An 18499-nucleotide genomic window follows, 5' to 3' on the forward strand; every position below is an offset into this window, starting at 1 on the left:
CTGTGGCTACAAGCGCGCTACAGGCGGGCCGGGGGCGTGTTCCCGGCCTGTTCGATGGCCTTGCGGATCGGCACCGCCAGCAGCGCGACGAACCCGACGACGAAGAACACCAGCAGCGAGATGATCGCGACGCGGTAGCTGCGGGTCGTGTCGTAGGCCAGGCCGAACAGCAGCGGCCCGAGCCAGCTGGTGCCCTTGTCGGAGATCTCGTAGATGCCGAAGTACTCGCCTTCGCGGCCCTTCGGGATCAGCTGCGAGAACAGCGACCGTGACAGCGCCTGCGAACCGCCGAGGACCAGGCCGATGCCGCCGCCGAGCGCGACGAACAGCACCGGCTCCTTCGCCGGCAGGAAGTAGGCGATGACGACGATCACCGTCCACAGCACGAGACTGCCCAGCAGCGTCTTCCACGCCCCGTACCGTTTCGCCAGCCACCCCAGCAGCAGCGCCCCGGCGAACGCGAGGAACTGCACCATCAGGATCGTCGGGACCAGCACGTCGTCGGACAGCCCGAGCTCCTTCGTGCCGTACTGGCTGGCCAGCGCGATCACGGTCTGGATGCCGTCGTTGTAGACGAGGTACGCGACGAGGAAGAACAGGGTCAGCGGGTACGCCTTCAACGAGCGCAGCGTGTGCCACAGCTGCCGGAACCCGTCGGTGAGCGGGTTCACGCCCGGTGCGGGTGGCTCCAGCGGCGGCCGGTTGCGCAGCCGCAGCAGCGGGATCGTGGTGAACCCGGCCCACCACAGGCCGGCGGACACGATGCTGTACCGGGCGACCTCCCCGGTGCTCATCCCCAGCGAGTCCTTCATGAGCACGGCGATCACGTTGAGCAGCAGCAGCAGGCCACCGCCGAGGTACCCGAACGCCCACCCGAAGCTGGAGACCCGGTCGCGGTCCTGTTCGGAGGAGATCTGCGGCAGGAACGAGTTGTAGACGACGACGGACGCGCCGAAGGAGATGTTCGCGATCAGGAACAGGGCGGCGCCGAGCAGGTACCGGTCGCCGGTCAGGAACAGCATCCCGGCGGTCGCGGCGGCACCGATGTAGGCGGACAGGGCCAGGAGCTGCTTCTTGCGGGGGGACCGGTCCGCGATCGCGCCGACGACCGGCAGCACGAACACGGTCAGGAACACCGACAGGCTCACCGTGTACGGGAACAGCGCACCGGGGGCGATCGCGATGCCGAGGGGGTGGATGACGGCGTCGTGGCAGGCGTCCTCGACGCAGCCGGCGGCCTTCTCCGCGATCGAGGTCAGGTACGGGCCGAGGAACACGGTGACGACGGTCGTGGAGAACGCCGAGTTCGCCCAGTCGTAGAAGTACCAGCCGACCCGTTCGGATCTCGTGCTGAGCTGCGGCGTCTCAGGCGTCTGTGGCACCTCGACAGCGGACACGGGCGGGGCCTCTCCTGAAACGACGGACCTTAGGCGGGGTTCCAGATGCCGCGGGCGTCGTACACGTCGCGGAGCACCTCGATGTGATCGGTCATGATGCCATCAACACCGAGGTCCAGGAAGTGCCCGATCTGGGTCGCGTCGTCGATCGTCCACAGGTGCACCTGCAACCCCAGCCGGTGCGCGTAGGCGATGAACCGGGGCCCGGCGAGGGTGAGCCGCCCGTACCTGGGCGGGATCTGCACGGCGACGACCCCTTCGGCGACCTTGACGGGCCGTCCGGTCAGGGACCCGGCGTAGAGGACGGCGACCTCCCGCATGCCCACCGACGTCGCCACCCGCGGCCCCGTCTGCGCGCGGATGCGGGCCAGGCGGGCGGAGGAGAACGACGCGAGCAGCACCCGGTCGTGCGCGCCGGTGCGGTCCAGCACCCGCAGGGTCGGCGCGACGGCCGCGTCGGTCTTGCAGTCGATGTTGAACCGGACGTCCGGCCATGCCTCCAGGACCTCCTCCAGGCGGGGCACGGCGGCGGCGCCACCGACGCGGACGGTCTGCAGGTCCGCCCAGCGAACGTCGATCATCCGACCCGGACGCCCCAGCATCCGTTGCAGCGTGTCATCGTGGAAGACGACCGCGACACCGTCGGCAGTCGCGTGCGTGTCGGTCTCGATGTACCGGTAGCCGAGTTCGACCGCACGGGCGAACGCCGCTGTCGTGTTCTCGTCACCGGCCGCCGCGCCGCCGCGGTGGGCGAAGCCCAACGGTCCTGGCAGGTCAAGATAGGCCACGCCGACAGTATGTAGTGATCATTGGTGGAGTTTGCGTAACGGCGGGTTACCGGGGGCTTTCCAGCAGTCTCCCTCAGGCTTGCCGGGCGACGCAGCGTGTGGAACGGCAAAGGTAGGGTGACGCACATGCGCGTGCTCGGCATCGACTTCGGCACGTCGAACACGGTCGCGATGATCCGGACCCCGGACTCACGGATGCGGCCGCTGCTGTTCGACGGTTCTCCCTTGCTGCCCTCTGCTCTGTACTTCAACACCGACGGCAAAGTCCTGGTCGGGCGGGACGCCGAGCGCAACGCGCGGCTGGACCCGGCCCGGTTCGAACCCAACCCGAAACGTCGCATCGACGACGGCGAGGTGTTCATCGGTGACCATCCGATGCCGGTGCCGCGACTGTTCGCGCACGTGCTGTCGCTGGTCAACACCGAGGCCCGCCGGCAGCTCGGCGCCGCACCCGACGAGGTGCGGCTCACCCACCCGGCGCGGTGGGGTGAGCGGCGCCGGTCCCTGCTGGTCGAGGCGACCCGCATCTCCGGGCTCGGCACGCCCAGACTGATCGCGGAGCCGGTCGGTGCCGCGTCCTACTTCACCGCCGTGCTCGGCTCCGCCGTCCCGGTGGGGCGCAGCCTCGCCATCTACGATCTCGGCGGCGGCACGTTCGACGCGACCGTGGTCCGGCGCACCCAGTCCGGGTTCGAGGTCCTCGCCGAGGACGGCCTCGCCGACGTCGGCGGCCTCGACTTCGACCACGCGATCGTGGAGCACCTCGGCAAGGTGTACTCCGAGAGCCACGCCGACAAGTGGTCCTCGATCGCGAACCCGTCGGACGCGAACGCGCGCCGGCAGCGGCGGCTGCTGTACGAGGACGTCCGCGGCGCGAAGGAGATGCTGTCGCGGACCGCGTCGACCGACATCCACCTGCCGTCCCTGGAGGTCGACGCGCACCTGACGCGGGAGGAGCTGGAGGGGCTCGTCAAGCCCTACCTGGAGCGGACCGTGTCGTGCCTGCGCCGGGCGATCGAGTCGGCCAGGTTGCAGCCGAAGGACCTCGTCGGGATCTTCCTCGTCGGCGGGTCGTCGCGGATCCCCCTCGCCGCGCACCTGATCCACACCGAGCTCGGGGTGGCACCGACGACCCTGGAGCAGCCGGAGACGGTCGTCGTGGAGGGCGCGCTGTGCATCGGCGCGCCGTCGGCGCCGGTCCGGGCGTCCGGGATGCCGCGGACCGTCACCCCGCCCCCGCCGCAACAGCAGCAGCAGCGGCCGGTGTCGGCGGTGCCGGTGTCCCCGGCGATGAACCCGGCCATGAACCGGCCCGGGCCCGTGCAGCAGCAGCCGCCGATGCAGCAGCGTCCCCCGGTGCAGCTGGTCCGCCAGCAGCCGCCCGTGCAGCTGGTCCGGCAGCCCCCGCCGCCGGTGCAGCAGCCGCCCGTGCAGCTGGTCCGCCAGCCGCAGCAGCAGCCCCGCCGCCGCCCGTGCAACTGGTCCGGCAGCCCCGCCGGTGCAGCAGCAGCCGGTGCAGCAGCCGTACCGTCCGCCGGTGTCGCCGGCGCCGGTCGCGCAGCCGGCCCGCCCGGGACCGTTCCCGCCGCAGGTCGCCCGGCCGCAGCCCGCGCCGCAGCCGCAGCAGCAGGCCGACGAGGGGGAGCGCAACTGGGTCGCGGTCATCATCGTCGTGCTGGTCCTGGTCGCGGTGCTGTTCGTGATCCTGCTGATGACCGCGTTCAACGGCTGACCCACCCGCGACACGAAAAGGCCCGCCACGGTGCACCGTGGCGGGCCTTTCGCTGTGCCTGGCTACGTGTTGGGGGCCCAGAAACCGGCGAGGGAGCTCGTCGCCGGGTCGTCGGAGTTCAGCAGCAGGCTCCACGGGTCCGTGCCCGCGGGCAGGTCCACGCCGTCGGTGCCGGCGTCGTAGCCGGCCAGGTCCGCCGGGTTCGCCGGGTCGGTGTGCGCGGCCGGGTCGTACGCCGCGGACAGGGAGTGATCCGGGCCGCCGAGGACGTCGGCGTCGCTCCACGGGAACCCGTCGACGGGTTCGGGCGGGCCGTCCAGGTGCAGCTCCTCGGGGAAGACCGGCTCGGGCCAGCCGTCCTCGCCGTGCAGGTCCGGGTCGCTGCCGAACGTCTCGGCGTGCTGCACGACGCCGACGTCGCCGTCGGTGTCACCGGCGACGTCGGTACCGGGGTCACCCGCGTCGCCGGTGTCGCCGTGCAGGTCCGGGTCGCCGGTGTGGTCGGTGACGGGTTCGAACCCGGCGTGCTGCGCCGGGTCACCGTCAGCGGTGGTGAACCCGTCACCGTCATGGCCGGACTGGTCCACGGACTGGTCGTAGGCCTCCGCGGCGTGCTCGGTGCCCAGCGGCTCCTCCAGGTCGTCGCCGCCGCCGTGCGCGTCACCGCCCAGGGCGTCACCACCGCCGAAGTCGTCGTGACCGTCGAACGTGTGCCCCTGATCGAAGGTGTGCTCGAAGCCCTGCCCGTACCCCGGGTCGCCGCCGAGGTCGGCGGTGTCACCGGTGTCCGGCTCGTCACCCGACTCCGACCATTCCCAGTGCCCGTCCATGATCCAACCCCCTTACGCTTCGGCCGGCGCGTCGGCCGCGTCCGCGGGTGCGTTCGGTGCCAGTGCACGTACCCGCACCAGGACCTCGTCAACCTGCTTGATGCGGGCGCGGAGACCTTCCCGTTCGGTGTTCAGCGCCGCCTTGCGCTTCGCCCGTTCCGCCTTGTCCTCCGCCAGGGACTTGTCGATGTTGGCGATGTGCGCGTCGAGCTGCTTGAGCCGCCGCTCGATCGCCTCGTCCAGGGCGAGGGTCAACGCGTACTGCAGGTCGGTGAACCGGTGCATGATCTCGTCGGCGAGGGCGGCGCGGGCCTCACCGAGGACCTCCCGCAGCCACGCCCGGGTCGCGACCTTGTCCGTCATGCTCTTCCGCTTGAAGATCATGTACGCGCCGGCGGCGAGACCGAGGCCGATACCGATGACGGGGATGACCAGACCCGCCCCGGCGACCCCGGCCAGGCCGAGCGCGCCGGCACCGGCCATCGCGCCGCGGCCCGCCATCATCGCCATACCGGCCGAGGACATCACGACCATCGCGCCGTCACCGCCGCCGCCGTCACGGCGGGGTTTCGTGCCCAGCGCGTGGCGCAGCTTCGCGTTGAGCTGCCGCAGCACGTGCTGCAGCTCGTTGGGGTGGAACACCTGCGCGAGGACCCGCTCACCGACCTTGCGGAAGCGGAACTCCAGGTCGTGCGACAGGCGCACCGACAGCGCGTACAGGGCCTTGTCGACCTCGGCGGGCAGGTCGCTGATGTCGCCCCGCCCACCCTTGTCGATCTTCTCCATGAACTGTTCCTGCAGCTGCGTCATGTACGACCGCAGCCGGGTCGTCGCCTCGACCCGGGCCCGCTGGGTCTCCGTCGACAGGGCCAGGGACCACTGCCGGGACTCGGTGCGTTTGCGGGTCGCGACCTGCGCCCGCTCCTCCTTGGCCCGTTCGGCGTCCTTCGGGTCCGGGTCGGTGGCCTTCATCCGGTCGCCGAGCTCCTGGTCGACGCGGATGTACTCCGACCGCACCGAGCGCAGCACGTTCGCCTGCTGCAGCAGGTGCCCCTTCTTCGCCAGGTCGATCAGGGCGTGCTGCAGCTCCGCGATCCGCGACTCGCGGATCAGCTCACCGGCCGCCTCCTTCGGCAGCGTCATCGCCAGCTCCGCCAGCCGCGCCGACACCGGGAACCACGGCGCGGACCCGAACCGGGGCGCGTGCGTCTGCAGCTGCCCCTTGTTGTCGGCGAGGATCGTGCGCCACCCCGGGTACGCGTCGACCTTCGTCAACGCGAACAACACGAAGTTGACCTTCTTGCTGGCCTCGATGAGGAAGTTCATCTCCGGCTTGGAGAACGGTGAGGAGGAGTCCACGACGAACAGCAGCGCGGTGGCCCGCTCCACGGCGTCCATCGCGACCTCGGCGTGCATCGAGTCCAGGCCGCCGGTGCCGGGGGTGTCGGTGAGCGTCAGGTACTGCAGCAGCGGCGCGGAGTGGTGCACCTCGATCCGCCGCGGCGGGCGCATCCCGTCCGGGAGCCGCCCGAGGACGGTGCCCCAGTCCCGCAGGTCACCGAGGTTGATCGGGATCGGGTCCTCCCGGCCCGGCACGAACGCGCGGGCGCCGTGCTGGGTGTTGTGCGTGAACTCCAGGTACGACGCGGTCGCCACGGCCGCGTCGACCGGCGACAGGTTCGGCACCCCCATCAGCATGTTCGTGAGGCTGCTCTTGCCGCGTTTGGTCTCACCGACCACGACGATGCGTGGGCGTTGCACGTCGCGGCGGCGTTCGGTGTCCACGTCCGCGGCCGCGTCCGGGTCGATCTTGCGCAGGTACGCCAGGGACCCGTCGACGCCGGCCTTGAGCAGCTTGCCGAGGGCCGCCTCGGGGCTCGGTGGCTTCGGCTTGCCGTTCGCGGGCGGCGCCGCGTTCTCGGTCGAGGTCATCGTGGCTGCTCTCTGCGTGGTTGCGGGCTGGGCGTGTGCTGCTGGGCGTGCTGCTGGACCGTCGGGTGCGCGCCGGTCGGCCCGCCCGGGTTGCGGACGGCCTGGTAGACGGTGACGATCGGGGCGCGCAGGACCCGCCCGTCACGGTCGAGGTAGCCGGGGACCTCCACGGCGGCGATCGACCCGATCAGCTTCGGGTCGTTGGACGGTGCGGCACCGCCGGCCTCGTGGTGCGCCGGGTCGAACCGGACCCCGGTCGGTTCCAGGGTCGTGACCCCGGCGTCCTGCAGCGCGGCGCCGAGCCGGTCGCCGAGGGCCTTGGACGTGACCCGGTCCCGCACGTAGATGCACGCCTGCACGAGGGCCCGCCGGTCGGCGTCGGCCGGGCCGGTCCCGTTGCCGCGGGCGGCGACGGGCACCTGCACCTGGCGGGGACCGCCACGGGAGGACAGCAGCAACAGCAGCAGCAGCGCCGCACCGACGAGCAGCGCACCGACGAACGCGGTCAGCGCCGCGGTGACCCCGAACGGTTCCTGCGCGGTGCACGCGCCGTTCGCGGCCAGCGCGACCGGCCCGACCGGCGCGGCGGCCGTCGTCGGCTGCTGTTTCGGCGGCTGCCCGGGGCGCCGCCGCCACCGTTGACGGAGTCGCCGATGCCGGCGCCGCCGTTGGCGGTCGTCGGGGCGGGCCGCCGTCGCCGGCGCCGCCGGGCAGTCGGGGGCGCCGCTGAGCAGGCCGGTCGCGGCGCCGGTGAGCACGGCGACGATCAGGGCAACAGCCACGGCGACGAGACGCAGGCTGTTGGAGGACGAGAACATCGTCGGCTCCTGGGGGTAGGTGCCTTCAGTTGACACGGGCTTGGCCACGGATACGTTGGGACAGCAGGTAGAAGCCGCGGTGCGCGACGAGCGCGACCCGCGACTGGGACGGGCTGGCACCGGCGACGGCGTAGGCCCGCCACCGGGTCGCGGCGTCCAACGCGGCCCGGACCATCTGGTCACGGTCGGATCCTTGCAGGTTCAGGATCCAGCCGGGGTCGTTGGACAGTGCGAGCCGGGTCAGTTCGCCCTCCATCTGGTCGGGCAGGTCCACGGCGCCGGTCGTGACGAGCTGCGCGACCTCGAGCAGGCGCAGCCGGTGCGACTCCGGCTGCTGCAGGACCCGTTCGATCGCGTCGCGCAGCAGCTCCCGGTCGTGGGGGCGTTCGGCGTGGCTGGCGATCTTCTCCAGGCTCGACAGCGCCCACCCGGCCTTGATCGCGTCGGTCCGCCACCGGAACGCGTGGTCGAGGGTCTGCCGCAGCCGCGGGAACCCGGACGCCTGGAACAGCATCCGGACCAGTTCACCGGTCGCGAGGGTCGGCTTGTTCACCAGCTGCGCGATCGCGAAGGAGATCCCGTACAGGTCCAGCAGCCGCAGCAGCCGCTCCCGCGACTCGCGGGTGATGCCGCACTCACGGGTCGTGAACAGGTCCACGGAGGCGAGCAGGACGGTGCGTTCCCCCTGGGGGAGCGCGGCGAGCTGCCGCAGCGCCTCACAGTCCGCGGCGGTCAACCGGCCCGCCTCGGTCGTCTCGGCGAGCAGCCCGACGACCGGTACCACATCGGACACGACCCGGCGCAGCACCTTGGACTGGTCACCGGCCAGGGGCGCGACGATCGGCCACGGGTCCTGCCCGCCACCGGCGAGCTTGTCGACCTTGTTGAACAGGCCCAGGGAGTTGATCGGGTTGCTGGACAGCCGCGCGGAGATGGACCGGAACGCCTCCAGCGCCTGCACGTCGTCCTCACGGACCGACTGCGTGAACACGTAGATGATCGCCTCGGCGCCGGACAGCGCACCGGCGGAGTCGGAGTCCAGGTCGTCGTCGATCGGCGCCTCGGAGAACAGGAACCGGCGCGCCTGATCCGACACCGACGTGTTCGCGCTGGACAGGCCGGGGGTGTCCACGACGGTCAGGTCCCGCAGGTGGTCGCTGGTGAGGGTCACGTCGACGTAGGCGACGTCGTGGCGGGCCACGCCGAGCCGCTGCGGGATCATGCCCGCCTCGTCGAGGGGGAGACTGACCCGGGCGCCGTTGCGTTTGACGACGTCGACCCGGTCGGAGGTGCCGTACCGGAACTGGGTCACGATGCGGGTGCACTCACCGACCTCCGTCGGGGCGACCCGCCGGCCGATGAGCGCGTTGACGAGGGTCGACTTGCCGGACTTGAGCCGGCCGGCGATCGCGACCCGCAGCGGCTCGCCGAGCCGTCGGCGCACGTCGACGACCTGGGCCTGGGCGCCGCCGCCGAGCCGGTTGCCGACCTCCGCGCACAGGTCCGCGACCCGGGAGCTGAGTGGTCCTGGAGCCACGTCGTCAGCCCCGGACCGCGCTGCCGCGACCCGGCCCGAGACCCGGTACGCGGCCAGATACGTCCCCGGGGAGACTGATCACCGACTGCGCGAGGCCGGTGTGTTCAGCCAGAATGCCGACGTACCCTCGGGTTTCCAAGGGGTGGTCCTCGCTCATTACTCGCTCCCGGGTGGAATCAGACCGTCATGTCACGCACGTACGGCACACACATTACGAATATCCTGCGCGCGCAGGATCCCATGTTCGTGCCACGAATGGAGGCGAGAAGTGCCTGAGGCACCGACTGACGAGCCAGTCGCCGCGGCTGTGCCGGTCAGCGGGACGGTCGGCCGGGCGACGGTGGGTGCCACCGCGTGGCCACCCGCCGACCTGGTCGCCGCGGCGGTTGAAGCCCTGCGTAACCCCGGTCTGGTGGTTGTCGCGGGAGCGCCCGGCACGGGCCGCTCGACGGTGCTCAGACGCCTCGGAGAGACGTTCCGCGGCACCGTGTTCACCGGTGGTGCCCTGGCGATGCTGCGTGGCGTGCCCGCGTTGCCGCTGTCACGGGCGGTGCGGGTGCGACTGCCGTCACACGAGGCGCCGCTGCTCGCCGAGGCCGTCAGGTCCCGGGTCCGTCACGGTCTGCTGCTCCTGGATGACCTGCAGTGGGCGGATCCGCTCACGATCGCCGCGTTGCCGGCCATCGCGGAACACTGTCGGATAGCCGTCACGTTACGCACGCCGCACCGGCTGCCCGGCGACGCCGAACAGGTCCTGCGGGCCGCCGCGACCGCCTGGCTGAACGTGCCCGCGATGCCCGCCGACGCCGCCGCGGCCCTCGTGCGGCAGATCGCGCCCGGCGCGTCCAGCGCCGTCGTGGCCGACCTGGTCCGCCGGGCCGGCGGCGTGCCGCTGGCCGTGTCCGCGCTCGCCAAGCACGTCGCGCAGGGCGGCACCCCGCTGGACTCGGACAAGGGCCTCGCCTACACCGTCGCCGGGGCCCTCGCCGACCTCAACCGCCCCGCCCGCACCGCGATGGCCGCGCTGGGCCTGCTCGGCCGGCCCGTCACCGCGACCGTCCTCGGTGAAGGCATCACCGAGCTCACCGCGACCGGGCTCGTCGAGGTCGACGCCGCCGGGATCGCCGCGCCCGTGTCGCCGTACACCGCCGAGGTCGCCGCCGGCCTGCTCGAACCCGCCGAACGGGTCGCGCTGCACCGGCGCCTCGCCGGGCTGGTCCCGCGGGAGGCGGCCCGGCACCTCGCCGCCGCCGGCGCGTCCGGCGACGCGTACCAGGTCGCGGTCCGCGCCGCCCGCACCGCCGCGTCCACCGGTGAACGCGCCGAGCTGCTGCTGCTGGCCTGCGACCTGCCCGGGGTCACCGCCGCCGCCGACGTGCGCCTCGACGCGGCCCGCGCCGCGCTCGCCGCCGGCCGGCCCGGCTCCTGCCTGCGGGTCCTCACCCCGACGCGGTCGACGACCCCGCGATCGGCGCCGTCGGCGCGGTCCTGCGCGGTGAGGCGCTGCTGCAGCAGGGCAACGCGGCCGCCGCCGCGCAGGCCGTCACCACCGTCGGCGACGACGCCCCGGCCGACGTCCTCGGCGCCCGCGACCGGGTCCGGCTCCTCGCCACCCTCGCCGGTGACCCTGACGCGGCCCTGACCCGCGCCGAGGAACTCCTGCGCGTCCACGGCGACGCACCCGCGCACCCGGGGCTGCGGGCCGCGATCGCCGCCGTGCGCGCCGGCACCCGCCGCCCCGGCTGGGAGTACGGGCTGGCGTCCGCCGCGTCCGCCGCCGGGCAGGCCGGTGACGTGCTGGCCGCCCGCTGGTCGGCGTGGCTGCTGGTGGAGACCCTCACCGCCGACGCCCGCCTCACCGAGGCGTCCAACGCCGCCGCCGCCGCGGCCGCCGCGTGCGCCGGTGACCTCGCCTACTCGTGGCAGACCCGGTTCATCGCCGCGCAACTGTGGTGCGACGCGCTGCGCGGCGAGGAGATCGACGAGGTCGTGCGCCGCGCCGGTGACCTCACCGACCGGACCCTGCCGGCCGTCGCCCGCGGCTACGCCGTCGCCGCCGCCAGCCTCGCCGAGGCCGACGGCGGGCTGCTCGCCCCGGCCCGCGCCCGCCTCGACGCCCTCACCGGCCGCCCCGCCTCCACCGGGCCCGTCCTGGACTGGGTGACCCGGGAAGCGGCATGGCTGGACGGGCAACCCGACCACGCGACCAGCCGCGCCACCGACCTGCCGGCACCGCCGCTGGTCGACGGGCTGCGCCGCATCACCGCCCGCTGGGCCGCGTACGACGCGGGCGACACCGGCGGTGCCGGCCTCGCCGCCGGCGACGCCGGGGACCGGCCCCTCGCCGCCGTCGCCGCGACCCTGGACGCGTGGAAGGCCCCCGACCTGTTCGCCGCGGCCGCCGCCGCCTGGCACGACCTCGCCCGCCGCGAGGAGGTCCGCTGTCTGCTCGCCCAGGGCATGCTCGAGGAGGACGCCGAACTGGCCGTCCCGGCCCTGCTGGAGGCCGAGCGGCTCGCCGAGGAGGCCGGGCTCGTCGTGCTGCTCGGCCGGACCCGCCGCGCGCTGCGCCGCCACGCGATCCGCCGCGACACCCGCGGCCGGCGCGCCGGCGACGAGCTCACCGACCGGGAACGTGACGTGCTGCGCCTGGTCGCCAACGGCGAACCGACCCGGCGCATCGCCGGGCAGCTCGGCATCTCCCGCGAGACCGTCGAAACCCACATCCGCTCCGGGATGCGCAAGCTCGGCGCCCGCACCCGCACCGAGGCCGCCGCGCTCGCGATCGAGGAACTTGGATGAGTAATGGTGTGCTCTTGTGCGTTTGCACCTCCGCACCGCATCGTTGGCGGATGACACCCGCTGGACTGCCCCGACCGACCGGTTGCACCCCCGGTCAGGGCCGCTGATGGCGGGCGACCCCGCACACGCACCCCGCTACGTGGTCGCGTCCGGAGGCGACGCCACCACCGTGCTGCGCAAGCTCGCCCGGGCCGGCTGGACCACCCGCGAAGGGTTCGCCCTCACCGACCAGGCATGGGACGTCTCCGACGCCCGCCTCGCCCTCTACGGGCGCGTCGCGGAGGCCGACACCGCCGAACTTGCCCTGCTCGCCGCCGCCCGCGGCGCCGGGATCGTCGCGATCTGCGACGCCGGCGGCGACATCGGCCGGGCCCTGCTCGCCGACCTCGCCCGCATCGGCCCCGTCACCACCGACCCCGACGCGGACCTCGGCACCACCCCCGAACCCGACGGCAGCGGCCCCCAGCTCGCCCCCGAGCAGCGGGCCCTGCTCGAACGGCTCGCCGGCGGCGAGACGATCGCCGCGGCCGCGGCCGCGGAGTTCCTGTCGCTGCGCACCGCGAACCGGCGCATCGCCGAGGCCCGCGAGGCCCTCGGAGTGCGGACCACCCGCGAAGCGGTCCTCGCGTACCTGCGCATCCGCCGCGAAGGCGGCTGACCCCCGCCCCGTCAGTGCACCGGAGCCGGCTGCAGCCAGCGTTGCAGGCGGTCCGCCGGCTCCGGCCGCGCGTAATGGAACCCCTGCGCGATGTCGCACCCGAGCCGCCGCAGCGCCTCGACCTGCCCCGCGTGCTCCACCCCCTCCGCCACCACCGTCATGCCCAGGTTGTGCCCCAGGTCGACCGCTGAGCGCACCAGCACCGCGTCATCGTCGTCGGCGCCGGACAGGTTCACCACGAACGACCGGTCGATCTTCAGCTCGTCCACCGGCAGCTGCTTCAGGTACGCCATCGAGGAGTACCCGGTGCCGTAGTCGTCGATCGACAACCGCACCCCGAGCCGGTGCAGCCCCCGCAACGTCGCCGTGGCCAGCGCCGGGTTCGCCATCACGGCGCTCTCCGTCACCTCCAGCCGCAGCAGCCGCGCCGGCAGCCGATGCTGCACCAGCAGCCCCTCGACCCGCTCCTGCAGCGTCGCGTCCGTCAGGCACCGCGGCGACAGGTTCACCGCCACCGGCACGTCCACACCCGACGCCCGCCACGCCGCCGCCTGCGCGACCGCCCGCGCCAGCACATGCGTCGCCAACAGGTTGATCAGCCCCGTGTTCTCCGCCATCGGCACGAACTCACCCGGCACGACCATGCCCCGCGTCGGATGATGCCACCGGATCAGCGCCTCCACCCCGCACAGCTCTCCGGTCGCCAGCGCGATCTTCGGCTGGTAGTACAGCTCCAGCTCCTCCCGCTCCGACAACGCCCGGCGCAGATCACCGAGCAGCAGCAGCCGGCTCGGCGGGGCAGCGGTCGTCGCCGGCTCGTACACCACGGCGCCGTGCTTCGTGTCCTTCGCCTCATACATCGCGACGTCCGCCGCACGCAGCAGCTCATCCGCGGACCTCGCGGCCGCTGCCGCGTCCCGCACCGCGATACCGATGCTCGCCTCCACGTCCACCGTCACGTCCCGCAGCACGAAACTCTGATGCAACCGCTCCTGCAACCGCCCGGCGAGGCTCCTCGCGTGGTCCACGTCCGCACCCGGCAGCAGCACCGCGAACTCGTCACCGGACAACCGCGCCACCGTGTCCCCGGCCCGCACCTCACCCGTCAACCGCGCCGCCACCTGCACCAGCAGCTCATCACCGTAATGATGACCGAGCGTGTCGTTGACCTCCTTGAACCGGTCCAGATCCAGCAGCATCACCGTCACCACCGCATCACGCACCGCCAGCACCTGCTCCAGCCGCTCCGTGTACAGCGTCCGGTTCGGCAACCCCGTCAACGCGTCGTGCCGCGCCGCGTGCTCATGCCGGTCCGCCTGCGCCATCATCGTGTTCTGGTACCGCATCACCATCAGCCCCAGCCCGATCAGCAGCACCCCACCGACCCCGACCGCACCCAGCAGCGCCGCGAACACCAGCGCCTCCACCCGCCGCAGCTCCTCGATCGCCGCGGTCGCCCGCCCCGCATGCAGATCCGCCGCCCGCTGGATCTCCGCACCGAGCTGGTAGAAGATCCGGTCGACGTCGTTGTTGTTGATCCGCGCCGCCTCGACCAGGTCCCCGTTGTCGACCGCCGCGAACACCCGCAGCACCGCATACCCGTACTCGTCGTGCACGTGCCGCAACCGCAACGCCAGGTCCCGGTCCGTCGCCCCGCCACGGGACTCCACGTCCGACAACGCCGAATGCAGCGCCGCACCCGCGATCGCGTGCCGCGCCCGCACCTCGTCACCGCGGTCCAGGCGGTACTTGCGCTCCAGGGACTCCTCCTCGGCGATCGCCTTGTTCGCCCGCGCGTACGCGTCCGACAACGCCGTGGACCGCGCCACCGTCTCCGCCGCGTGCCGCGTCCTGGCCACCCCGACGACCCCGAGCCCCGCCACGGACAGCAACACAACGATCACGCCACCGATGGCCAGCCGCCACCGTCTGCGGGTGCGGGCAGACGTGTTCATCCCCGATGCCCCTCTCCGCGCCGCGTCACCGCCGGCCTGCGCCGACCTGTCGTGTCCACGTCGGCAGGGCACCGGCGCGGGGGAGCGGTCCACCAGGTTCGGTTCGGGTGCCCTTCGGGTCCCACCCCGGCGCGACGCCCCTGCGATACTTCGGCCATGCCCGCGCAGTGGACGGCCCGACCCGCCACCCCCGCGGACGTCGAACCGATCGCCGAACTCCGGGCCGTCGTGCTCCGCGCGGACCTGGAGCGCCTCGGCCGCTTCGACGAGCACCGTGTCCGGCAGCGGCTGCGCGACTCGTACACCCCGCGGCACACCACCGTCATCCTCGCCGCCGGCACCTTCGCCGGCTGCGTCGCGCTGCGCCCAGCGGGGCCCGAACGCTGGCTGGAGCACTTCTACCTCGACCCTGCCCTGCAGGGCCGGGGGATCGGCACCGCCGTGCTCCGCACCGTCCTGCGCGACGCCGACGGCCTTCCCGTCCGGCTCAACGTGCTACAGGGCAGCGCCGCGCTCCGCCTCTACGAGCGGCACGAGTTCGTCGTGCAGACCCAGGACCCGGTCGACGTCTTCATGCTCCGCCCACCGGCTTCTGCCGCCGCGCTCAGCGGGCGGGCCGGTGCCGGCGCTGCATCGACAACGGCCGGACCGGATCGACGTACCGCGGCAGCCTCGGCTCCTCCACCCGCAACCTGACCAGATCCGCCGTGATCGCGTCGATGATGCGGTCTGTGGCCCGCTGCGCCGCCCCCGGCGTCGCCACGTCCAGGTCCGACAGGTCGACCGGCGCGCCGAAATGCACCCGGACCACCGGCCGGTGCAGCAACGACCGGCCGAGCGTCCGCATCGTCGGCCCGAACCCGCCCCACGCCGCGACCTCATGCGCACCCCACTGCGCCACGGGCACCACCGGCGCCCCCGTCCGCAACGCGATCCGCGCCAGCCCCGTCTTCCCCCGCTCCGGCCACATCCCCGGATCCAGCGTGATCCGCCCCTCCGGATACCCCAGCACGTGCGACCCGACCGCGACCGCGTCCGCGACCACGTCGACGGCGTTGCCGACGTCCGCCTGCCGCCGGTTGATCCTGATGTGCCCCGCGGCCCGCATCACCGACCCGACCACCGGCGCCCGGAACAACCCGCCCGTCGCCATCAACCGCGGCGCCAGCCGCGCCACCCGGCACGCCGCACTGATCGCCACCGGATCGAACGGCCCGATGTGATTCGCCGCGAAAATCACCGGCCCGTCCCGCAACGCCTGCGGCACGTCCCCGGTCACCCGCAACCGCGCCACCGGCATCACCACGGCCCTGGCCAGCACCAGCAGAAACCGCCACGTCCCCGGCGCCCGCCACGGCCCACCGCCGCCCACGCCGGCGGCCCCAGCGGGTGCAGCCTCTCTGGGTGCCGCCGACGATGTGGTGGGTGCATCGGCCCGCCCTGCCACCACGGCAGTTCCGGCAGGCCCGACGCCCCCGGTCACGGTGGTCACGTCGGCCCGCCCTGCCACCACGGCAGTTCCGGCAGGCCCAAGGCCCCCGGTCACCGTGGTCACGTCGGCCCGCTCACTCGCCGCGGCCAGTCCGGCAGTGACCGCGTCAACCCTGGCCGCAGCAGCCGGGTCGGCGTGCGCACCCGGGGGAGCCGCCTCGCCCCGCTCCGCCACCACCGACACAGACTCAGCCGCTGCGCCACGCTCCGCCACCGCCACCGCCACCGCCACCGGCTCAGCGGCTGCGGCGGGCTCGGCTGCCGCCGCCGCAGACGCAGCCGCTGCGGCGGGCCCGGACGACGTTGCCACGTCGGCCCGCCCGGCCATCGCGGTCGGTCCGGCAGGCTCACCGGCAGCCGCCGCGGCGCCTCGAGCGGGTCCTCCCGGGTCGGCATGCACACCCGAGGCGGCCGTCCCGGCAGTCCCGGCGCCCGCCGTCCCAGCCGGCGACTCCAACGGCGACCCCGACGACGCGGCAAGCCCTGACCCAGCCGGCCGCGCCTCGGCAAGCGCAGCCGCAGTCGCCACCGCGGCCTGCTCGGCCGGTGCCGTCGTCGGCTCGGCCGGCGCGGCGGGGGAGACCCCCACCCGAACGCCCGGTCCGCCTACCGCGGGACTCGCTGTGGGGTCTGCCGCGCCCTGCTCCACGTCCGTCATGCCCCGCCACCGTTGAGTCCGAATTCGACCCCGGAACGGTAGCGCTGTTGCGCTGCCACGCAAATCCCTCTGCCGGACCGCGGACACAGGCCGCTGACCCGGCACGACGGGGTGCCGCACCGATCCGCCCTCACCGTCACCGAACCTGAGGGCGGATCGTGTCCTCGCGCTACCCGGCCTTCTTCACCTCACCGGCCCACGCGCCGTGCCCGCTGCGGCCTGCCCCGCAGCGGCGCTACCGTGCCTCGCTACCCAGCTCGTTTCCCGGTCTGTTCCCCAGGTCCGTTGCCAGGCCCCGTCACTCGGTCCCGTCACTCGGTCCCGTCACTCGGTCCCGTCACTCGGCCTCGCGGAGCTCAGCCAGGCGGGCCTCGATCTCGGCCAGCTCCGCCCGCAGCCGCTCCGCCTGCGACTCCGCCTCGGCCCGCGCGGCCGACACGATCTCCTCGACCGCCTCGTGCACGCCCGGCACGTCGAGCATCCCGACCATCTTCAACGCCTCGCTGGCCTTGATGACATACGGCTTCGCAAGGGACTTCGCCCCCTGGTTGGCCGCGACGGTCCACTCACCGTCCGCATACGCCAGGGTCACCGTCAACCCCGCCGGCGCCTTCGGCTTCGCCGCCGCCTTCTTCGCCGGTGTCGCCCTCGGCGCCGGCACCCCCGCGGACTCCTTCACCGGCTCCTTGTCCTTTGCCACGTCCTTTGCCACGTCCTTCGCCGGGGCAGGGGACGGCTCGACCGGTGCGGCGGCCGCGCCGGGCTCGGCGGCGACGTCGGCCGGGGCAGGGTCGGTGGACGGCTCGACGGTGGACGGCGCGGCCACGGGGGTCTCCTCACGAGGTGCTGGAACGGTCGGGGTGCGACGCGCCGGCGCCGCCTTCGGTGCGATCTTCAGATCAGCGGGGGAGAAGGGCAGCTCGTCCCGGCCGAACCGGACGACCACCCACTCCTCGGACAGTTCGGGGTCGGTCAACTGCACGACCTGCCCCAGCTGCCCGGCAATCTGGCCGGCAGCCTCCGTGAACACGACCTTCGGCTTCCGGCCGGCCGCGAGGGTGTCCCGGATCTGCTCCAGCTCCACCGTCGACAAGCCCCCGGCCGCGGTCCGCGCGGCTACCATCGCACCCTCCTCAATCGAACATGTGTCGGAAACGTTCTACCAGTCAGGTACGACATTTTCCGAACGCGACACACCGTACGACAGGATCAAGCACTCACGGCAGCTCGTCGATCTCCGCATACGGGTCGAGGGTCCGCAGCACCTCCGGGCGGTCCGTGACGATCGCCCAGCCCGGACGAGCCTGCGCACGGCGTACCACATGCGCGGCCGCCACCAGAGCGGGACCGCCCTCACCGGAGAACAGCGCGCCACTGTCCACGGCGTCAGCGGCGGTCAGGTCGTCCACAACCACCACCGGCAGGCTCAGCAACACCTTGAGCACGTCGTAGTCCTTGGGCGACGTCTGCGCCCACGCCTCGGCCAGCGCCGCCGCCGGCACCGCAAGGACCACACCCTGGTCCACCGCGTGCCACACGATCGCCGAGCTGTACGGCGCGCCGGCCACGAACCCCAGAATCGCCGAACTGTCCAGGATGCGGCCGCCCACGGCGGTCACGACACCGGCCCGGCGGGTGCTGCCACCCCCAGCACCTCACGCGCCCACGCGTGGTGCTCCGGGTCCATGCGCACCCCACGCCGCGCATACAGCTCGTTCAACGCCAGCAACGCCCGGTCCCGGGCCAGCCGGCCACGCACGGCCTCGGCCACATACGCCGACACCGACTCCGCGCCACCCGCATCCACGAACCGCCGCACCGCGGCAGCCTCATCGGCGGGCATCGTCACCGTGACCCGCTCCTTGCGCACCTCACGCATACGCACAGGGTAGCGGCTGCAT

Annotated in this window: 16 protein-coding genes and 1 pseudogene; 6 read left to right on the forward strand and 11 right to left on the reverse strand. The window is 73.2% G+C overall.

The genetic code is table 11. The features are described from left to right. Positions 1–17: 17 nt before the first annotated feature. Positions 18–1397 carry an MFS transporter gene (locus tag OHA72_RS40480; protein ID WP_442788380.1) on the reverse strand — a complete coding sequence of 460 codons (1380 nt, stop codon included), beginning with the start codon at positions 1395–1397 and terminating at the stop codon, positions 18–20. Positions 1398–1426: 29 nt separating this feature from the next. Next, positions 1427–2185 (reverse strand): glycerophosphodiester phosphodiesterase family protein, encoded by a 759-nt coding sequence (locus OHA72_RS40485; protein WP_327001372.1) that lies wholly within the window; start codon positions 2183–2185, stop codon positions 1427–1429. Between the two features lie 375 nt (positions 2186–2560). On the opposite strand from OHA72_RS40485, the pseudogene OHA72_RS65090 reads away from it, so the two are divergent. Together OHA72_RS65090 and OHA72_RS40500 are read left to right on the forward strand one after the other, a co-directional pair. Further along, a pseudogene (locus OHA72_RS65090) lies at positions 2561–3307 on the forward strand (Hsp70 family protein); the annotation flags it as partial. 415 nt (positions 3308–3722) lie between these two features. Further along, on the forward strand, positions 3723–3917 hold the full coding sequence (locus tag OHA72_RS40500; protein ID WP_327001375.1) for a hypothetical protein: 195 nt from the start codon (positions 3723–3725) through the stop codon (positions 3915–3917). A gap of 62 nt (positions 3918–3979) precedes the next feature. Here OHA72_RS40500 and OHA72_RS40505 read toward each other — a convergent pair whose 3' ends face one another. From OHA72_RS40505 to OHA72_RS40520, 4 genes are read right to left on the reverse strand one after another with little or no spacing between them, the layout of a single operon-like run. Beyond that, complete coding sequence (locus OHA72_RS40505) at positions 3980–4747, reverse strand: hypothetical protein (RefSeq protein ID WP_327001376.1); 768 nt, start codon at positions 4745–4747, stop codon at positions 3980–3982. Positions 4748–4759: 12 nt separating this feature from the next. Then, positions 4760–6679, reverse strand: coding sequence for a dynamin family protein (locus OHA72_RS40510; RefSeq protein WP_327001377.1), 1920 nt, complete (start codon positions 6677–6679; stop codon positions 4760–4762). Next, positions 6676–7497, reverse strand: coding sequence for a nucleotide exchange factor GrpE (locus OHA72_RS40515; protein WP_327001378.1), 822 nt, complete (start codon positions 7495–7497; stop codon positions 6676–6678). Before OHA72_RS40515 ends, OHA72_RS40510 begins: the two co-directional genes overlap by 4 nt. A gap of 25 nt (positions 7498–7522) precedes the next feature. Then, on the reverse strand, positions 7523–9034 hold the full coding sequence (locus OHA72_RS40520) for a dynamin family protein (protein ID WP_203850416.1): 1512 nt from the start codon (positions 9032–9034) through the stop codon (positions 7523–7525). A 268-nt stretch (positions 9035–9302) separates the two neighbouring features. Between OHA72_RS40520 and OHA72_RS40525 the strand changes: the two genes are divergently transcribed. The 3 genes from OHA72_RS40525 (at position 9303) to OHA72_RS40535 (ending at position 12494) form a co-directional block, all read left to right on the forward strand. Then, positions 9303–10676, forward strand: a complete 1374-nt coding sequence (locus OHA72_RS40525; protein WP_327001379.1) for a P-loop NTPase family protein — start codon at positions 9303–9305, stop codon at positions 10674–10676. Between the two features lie 74 nt (positions 10677–10750). Further along, positions 10751–11836: a helix-turn-helix transcriptional regulator gene (locus OHA72_RS40530; protein ID WP_327001380.1), complete on the forward strand. Its 1086-nt coding sequence runs from the start codon at positions 10751–10753 to the stop codon at positions 11834–11836. 106 nt (positions 11837–11942) lie between these two features. Beyond that, entirely contained in the window at positions 11943–12494 is a 552-nt protein-coding gene (locus tag OHA72_RS40535) for a helix-turn-helix transcriptional regulator (protein ID WP_327001381.1), read from the forward strand. An 11-nt stretch (positions 12495–12505) separates the two neighbouring features. Here OHA72_RS40535 and OHA72_RS40540 read toward each other — a convergent pair whose 3' ends face one another. Continuing rightward, positions 12506–14398, reverse strand: a complete 1893-nt coding sequence (locus tag OHA72_RS40540; protein WP_327001382.1) for a putative bifunctional diguanylate cyclase/phosphodiesterase — start codon at positions 14396–14398, stop codon at positions 12506–12508. A 207-nt stretch (positions 14399–14605) separates the two neighbouring features. Between OHA72_RS40540 and OHA72_RS40545 the strand changes: the two genes are divergently transcribed. Then, positions 14606–15145: a GNAT family N-acetyltransferase gene (locus OHA72_RS40545; RefSeq protein WP_327001383.1), complete on the forward strand. Its 540-nt coding sequence runs from the start codon at positions 14606–14608 to the stop codon at positions 15143–15145. On the opposite strand, the gene OHA72_RS40550 is transcribed toward OHA72_RS40545, so the two are convergent. The 4 genes from OHA72_RS40550 to OHA72_RS40565 all read right to left on the reverse strand — a co-directional run bounded on the left by OHA72_RS40550 (position 15054) and on the right by OHA72_RS40565 (position 18477). Then, on the reverse strand, positions 15054–15821 hold the full coding sequence (locus tag OHA72_RS40550; protein ID WP_327001384.1) for a lysophospholipid acyltransferase family protein: 768 nt from the start codon (positions 15819–15821) through the stop codon (positions 15054–15056). The two genes, OHA72_RS40545 and OHA72_RS40550, sit on opposite strands and share 92 nt — an antisense overlap. 1114 nt (positions 15822–16935) lie before the next feature. Next, on the reverse strand, positions 16936–17721 hold the full coding sequence (locus OHA72_RS40555) for a hypothetical protein (protein ID WP_327001385.1): 786 nt from the start codon (positions 17719–17721) through the stop codon (positions 16936–16938). Between the two features lie 94 nt (positions 17722–17815). After that, on the reverse strand, positions 17816–18208 hold the full coding sequence (locus tag OHA72_RS40560; RefSeq protein ID WP_327001386.1) for a hypothetical protein: 393 nt from the start codon (positions 18206–18208) through the stop codon (positions 17816–17818). A gap of 5 nt (positions 18209–18213) precedes the next feature. Then, positions 18214–18477: a ribbon-helix-helix domain-containing protein gene (locus OHA72_RS40565; RefSeq protein ID WP_327001387.1), complete on the reverse strand. Its 264-nt coding sequence runs from the start codon at positions 18475–18477 to the stop codon at positions 18214–18216. Positions 18478–18499: the final 22 nt, after the last annotated feature.

This window comes from Dactylosporangium sp. NBC_01737 (assembly GCF_035963215.1).
GTDB lineage: Bacteria > Actinomycetota > Actinomycetes > Mycobacteriales > Micromonosporaceae > Dactylosporangium.

Bases quoted from the DNA above. Each gene is read 5' to 3' on its own strand.
- OHA72_RS40505 (WP_327001376.1), bottom strand. From the start codon at position 4,747: ATGGACGGGCACTGGGAATGGTCGGAGTCGGGTGACGAGCCGGACACC.
- OHA72_RS40510 (WP_327001377.1), bottom strand. From the start codon at position 6,679: ATGACCTCGACCGAGAACGCGGCGCCGCCCGCGAACGGCAAGCCGAAG.
- OHA72_RS40515 (WP_327001378.1), bottom strand. From the start codon at position 7,497: ATGTTCTCGTCCTCCAACAGCCTGCGTCTCGTCGCCGTGGCTGTTGCC.
- OHA72_RS40535 (WP_327001381.1), top strand. From the start codon at position 11,943: ATGGCGGGCGACCCCGCACACGCACCCCGCTACGTGGTCGCGTCCGGA.
- OHA72_RS40545 (WP_327001383.1), top strand. From the start codon at position 14,606: ATGCCCGCGCAGTGGACGGCCCGACCCGCCACCCCCGCGGACGTCGAA.
- OHA72_RS40555 (WP_327001385.1), bottom strand. From the start codon at position 17,721: ATGGTAGCCGCGCGGACCGCGGCCGGGGGCTTGTCGACGGTGGAGCTG.
- OHA72_RS40565 (WP_327001387.1), bottom strand. From the start codon at position 18,477: ATGCGTGAGGTGCGCAAGGAGCGGGTCACGGTGACGATGCCCGCCGAT.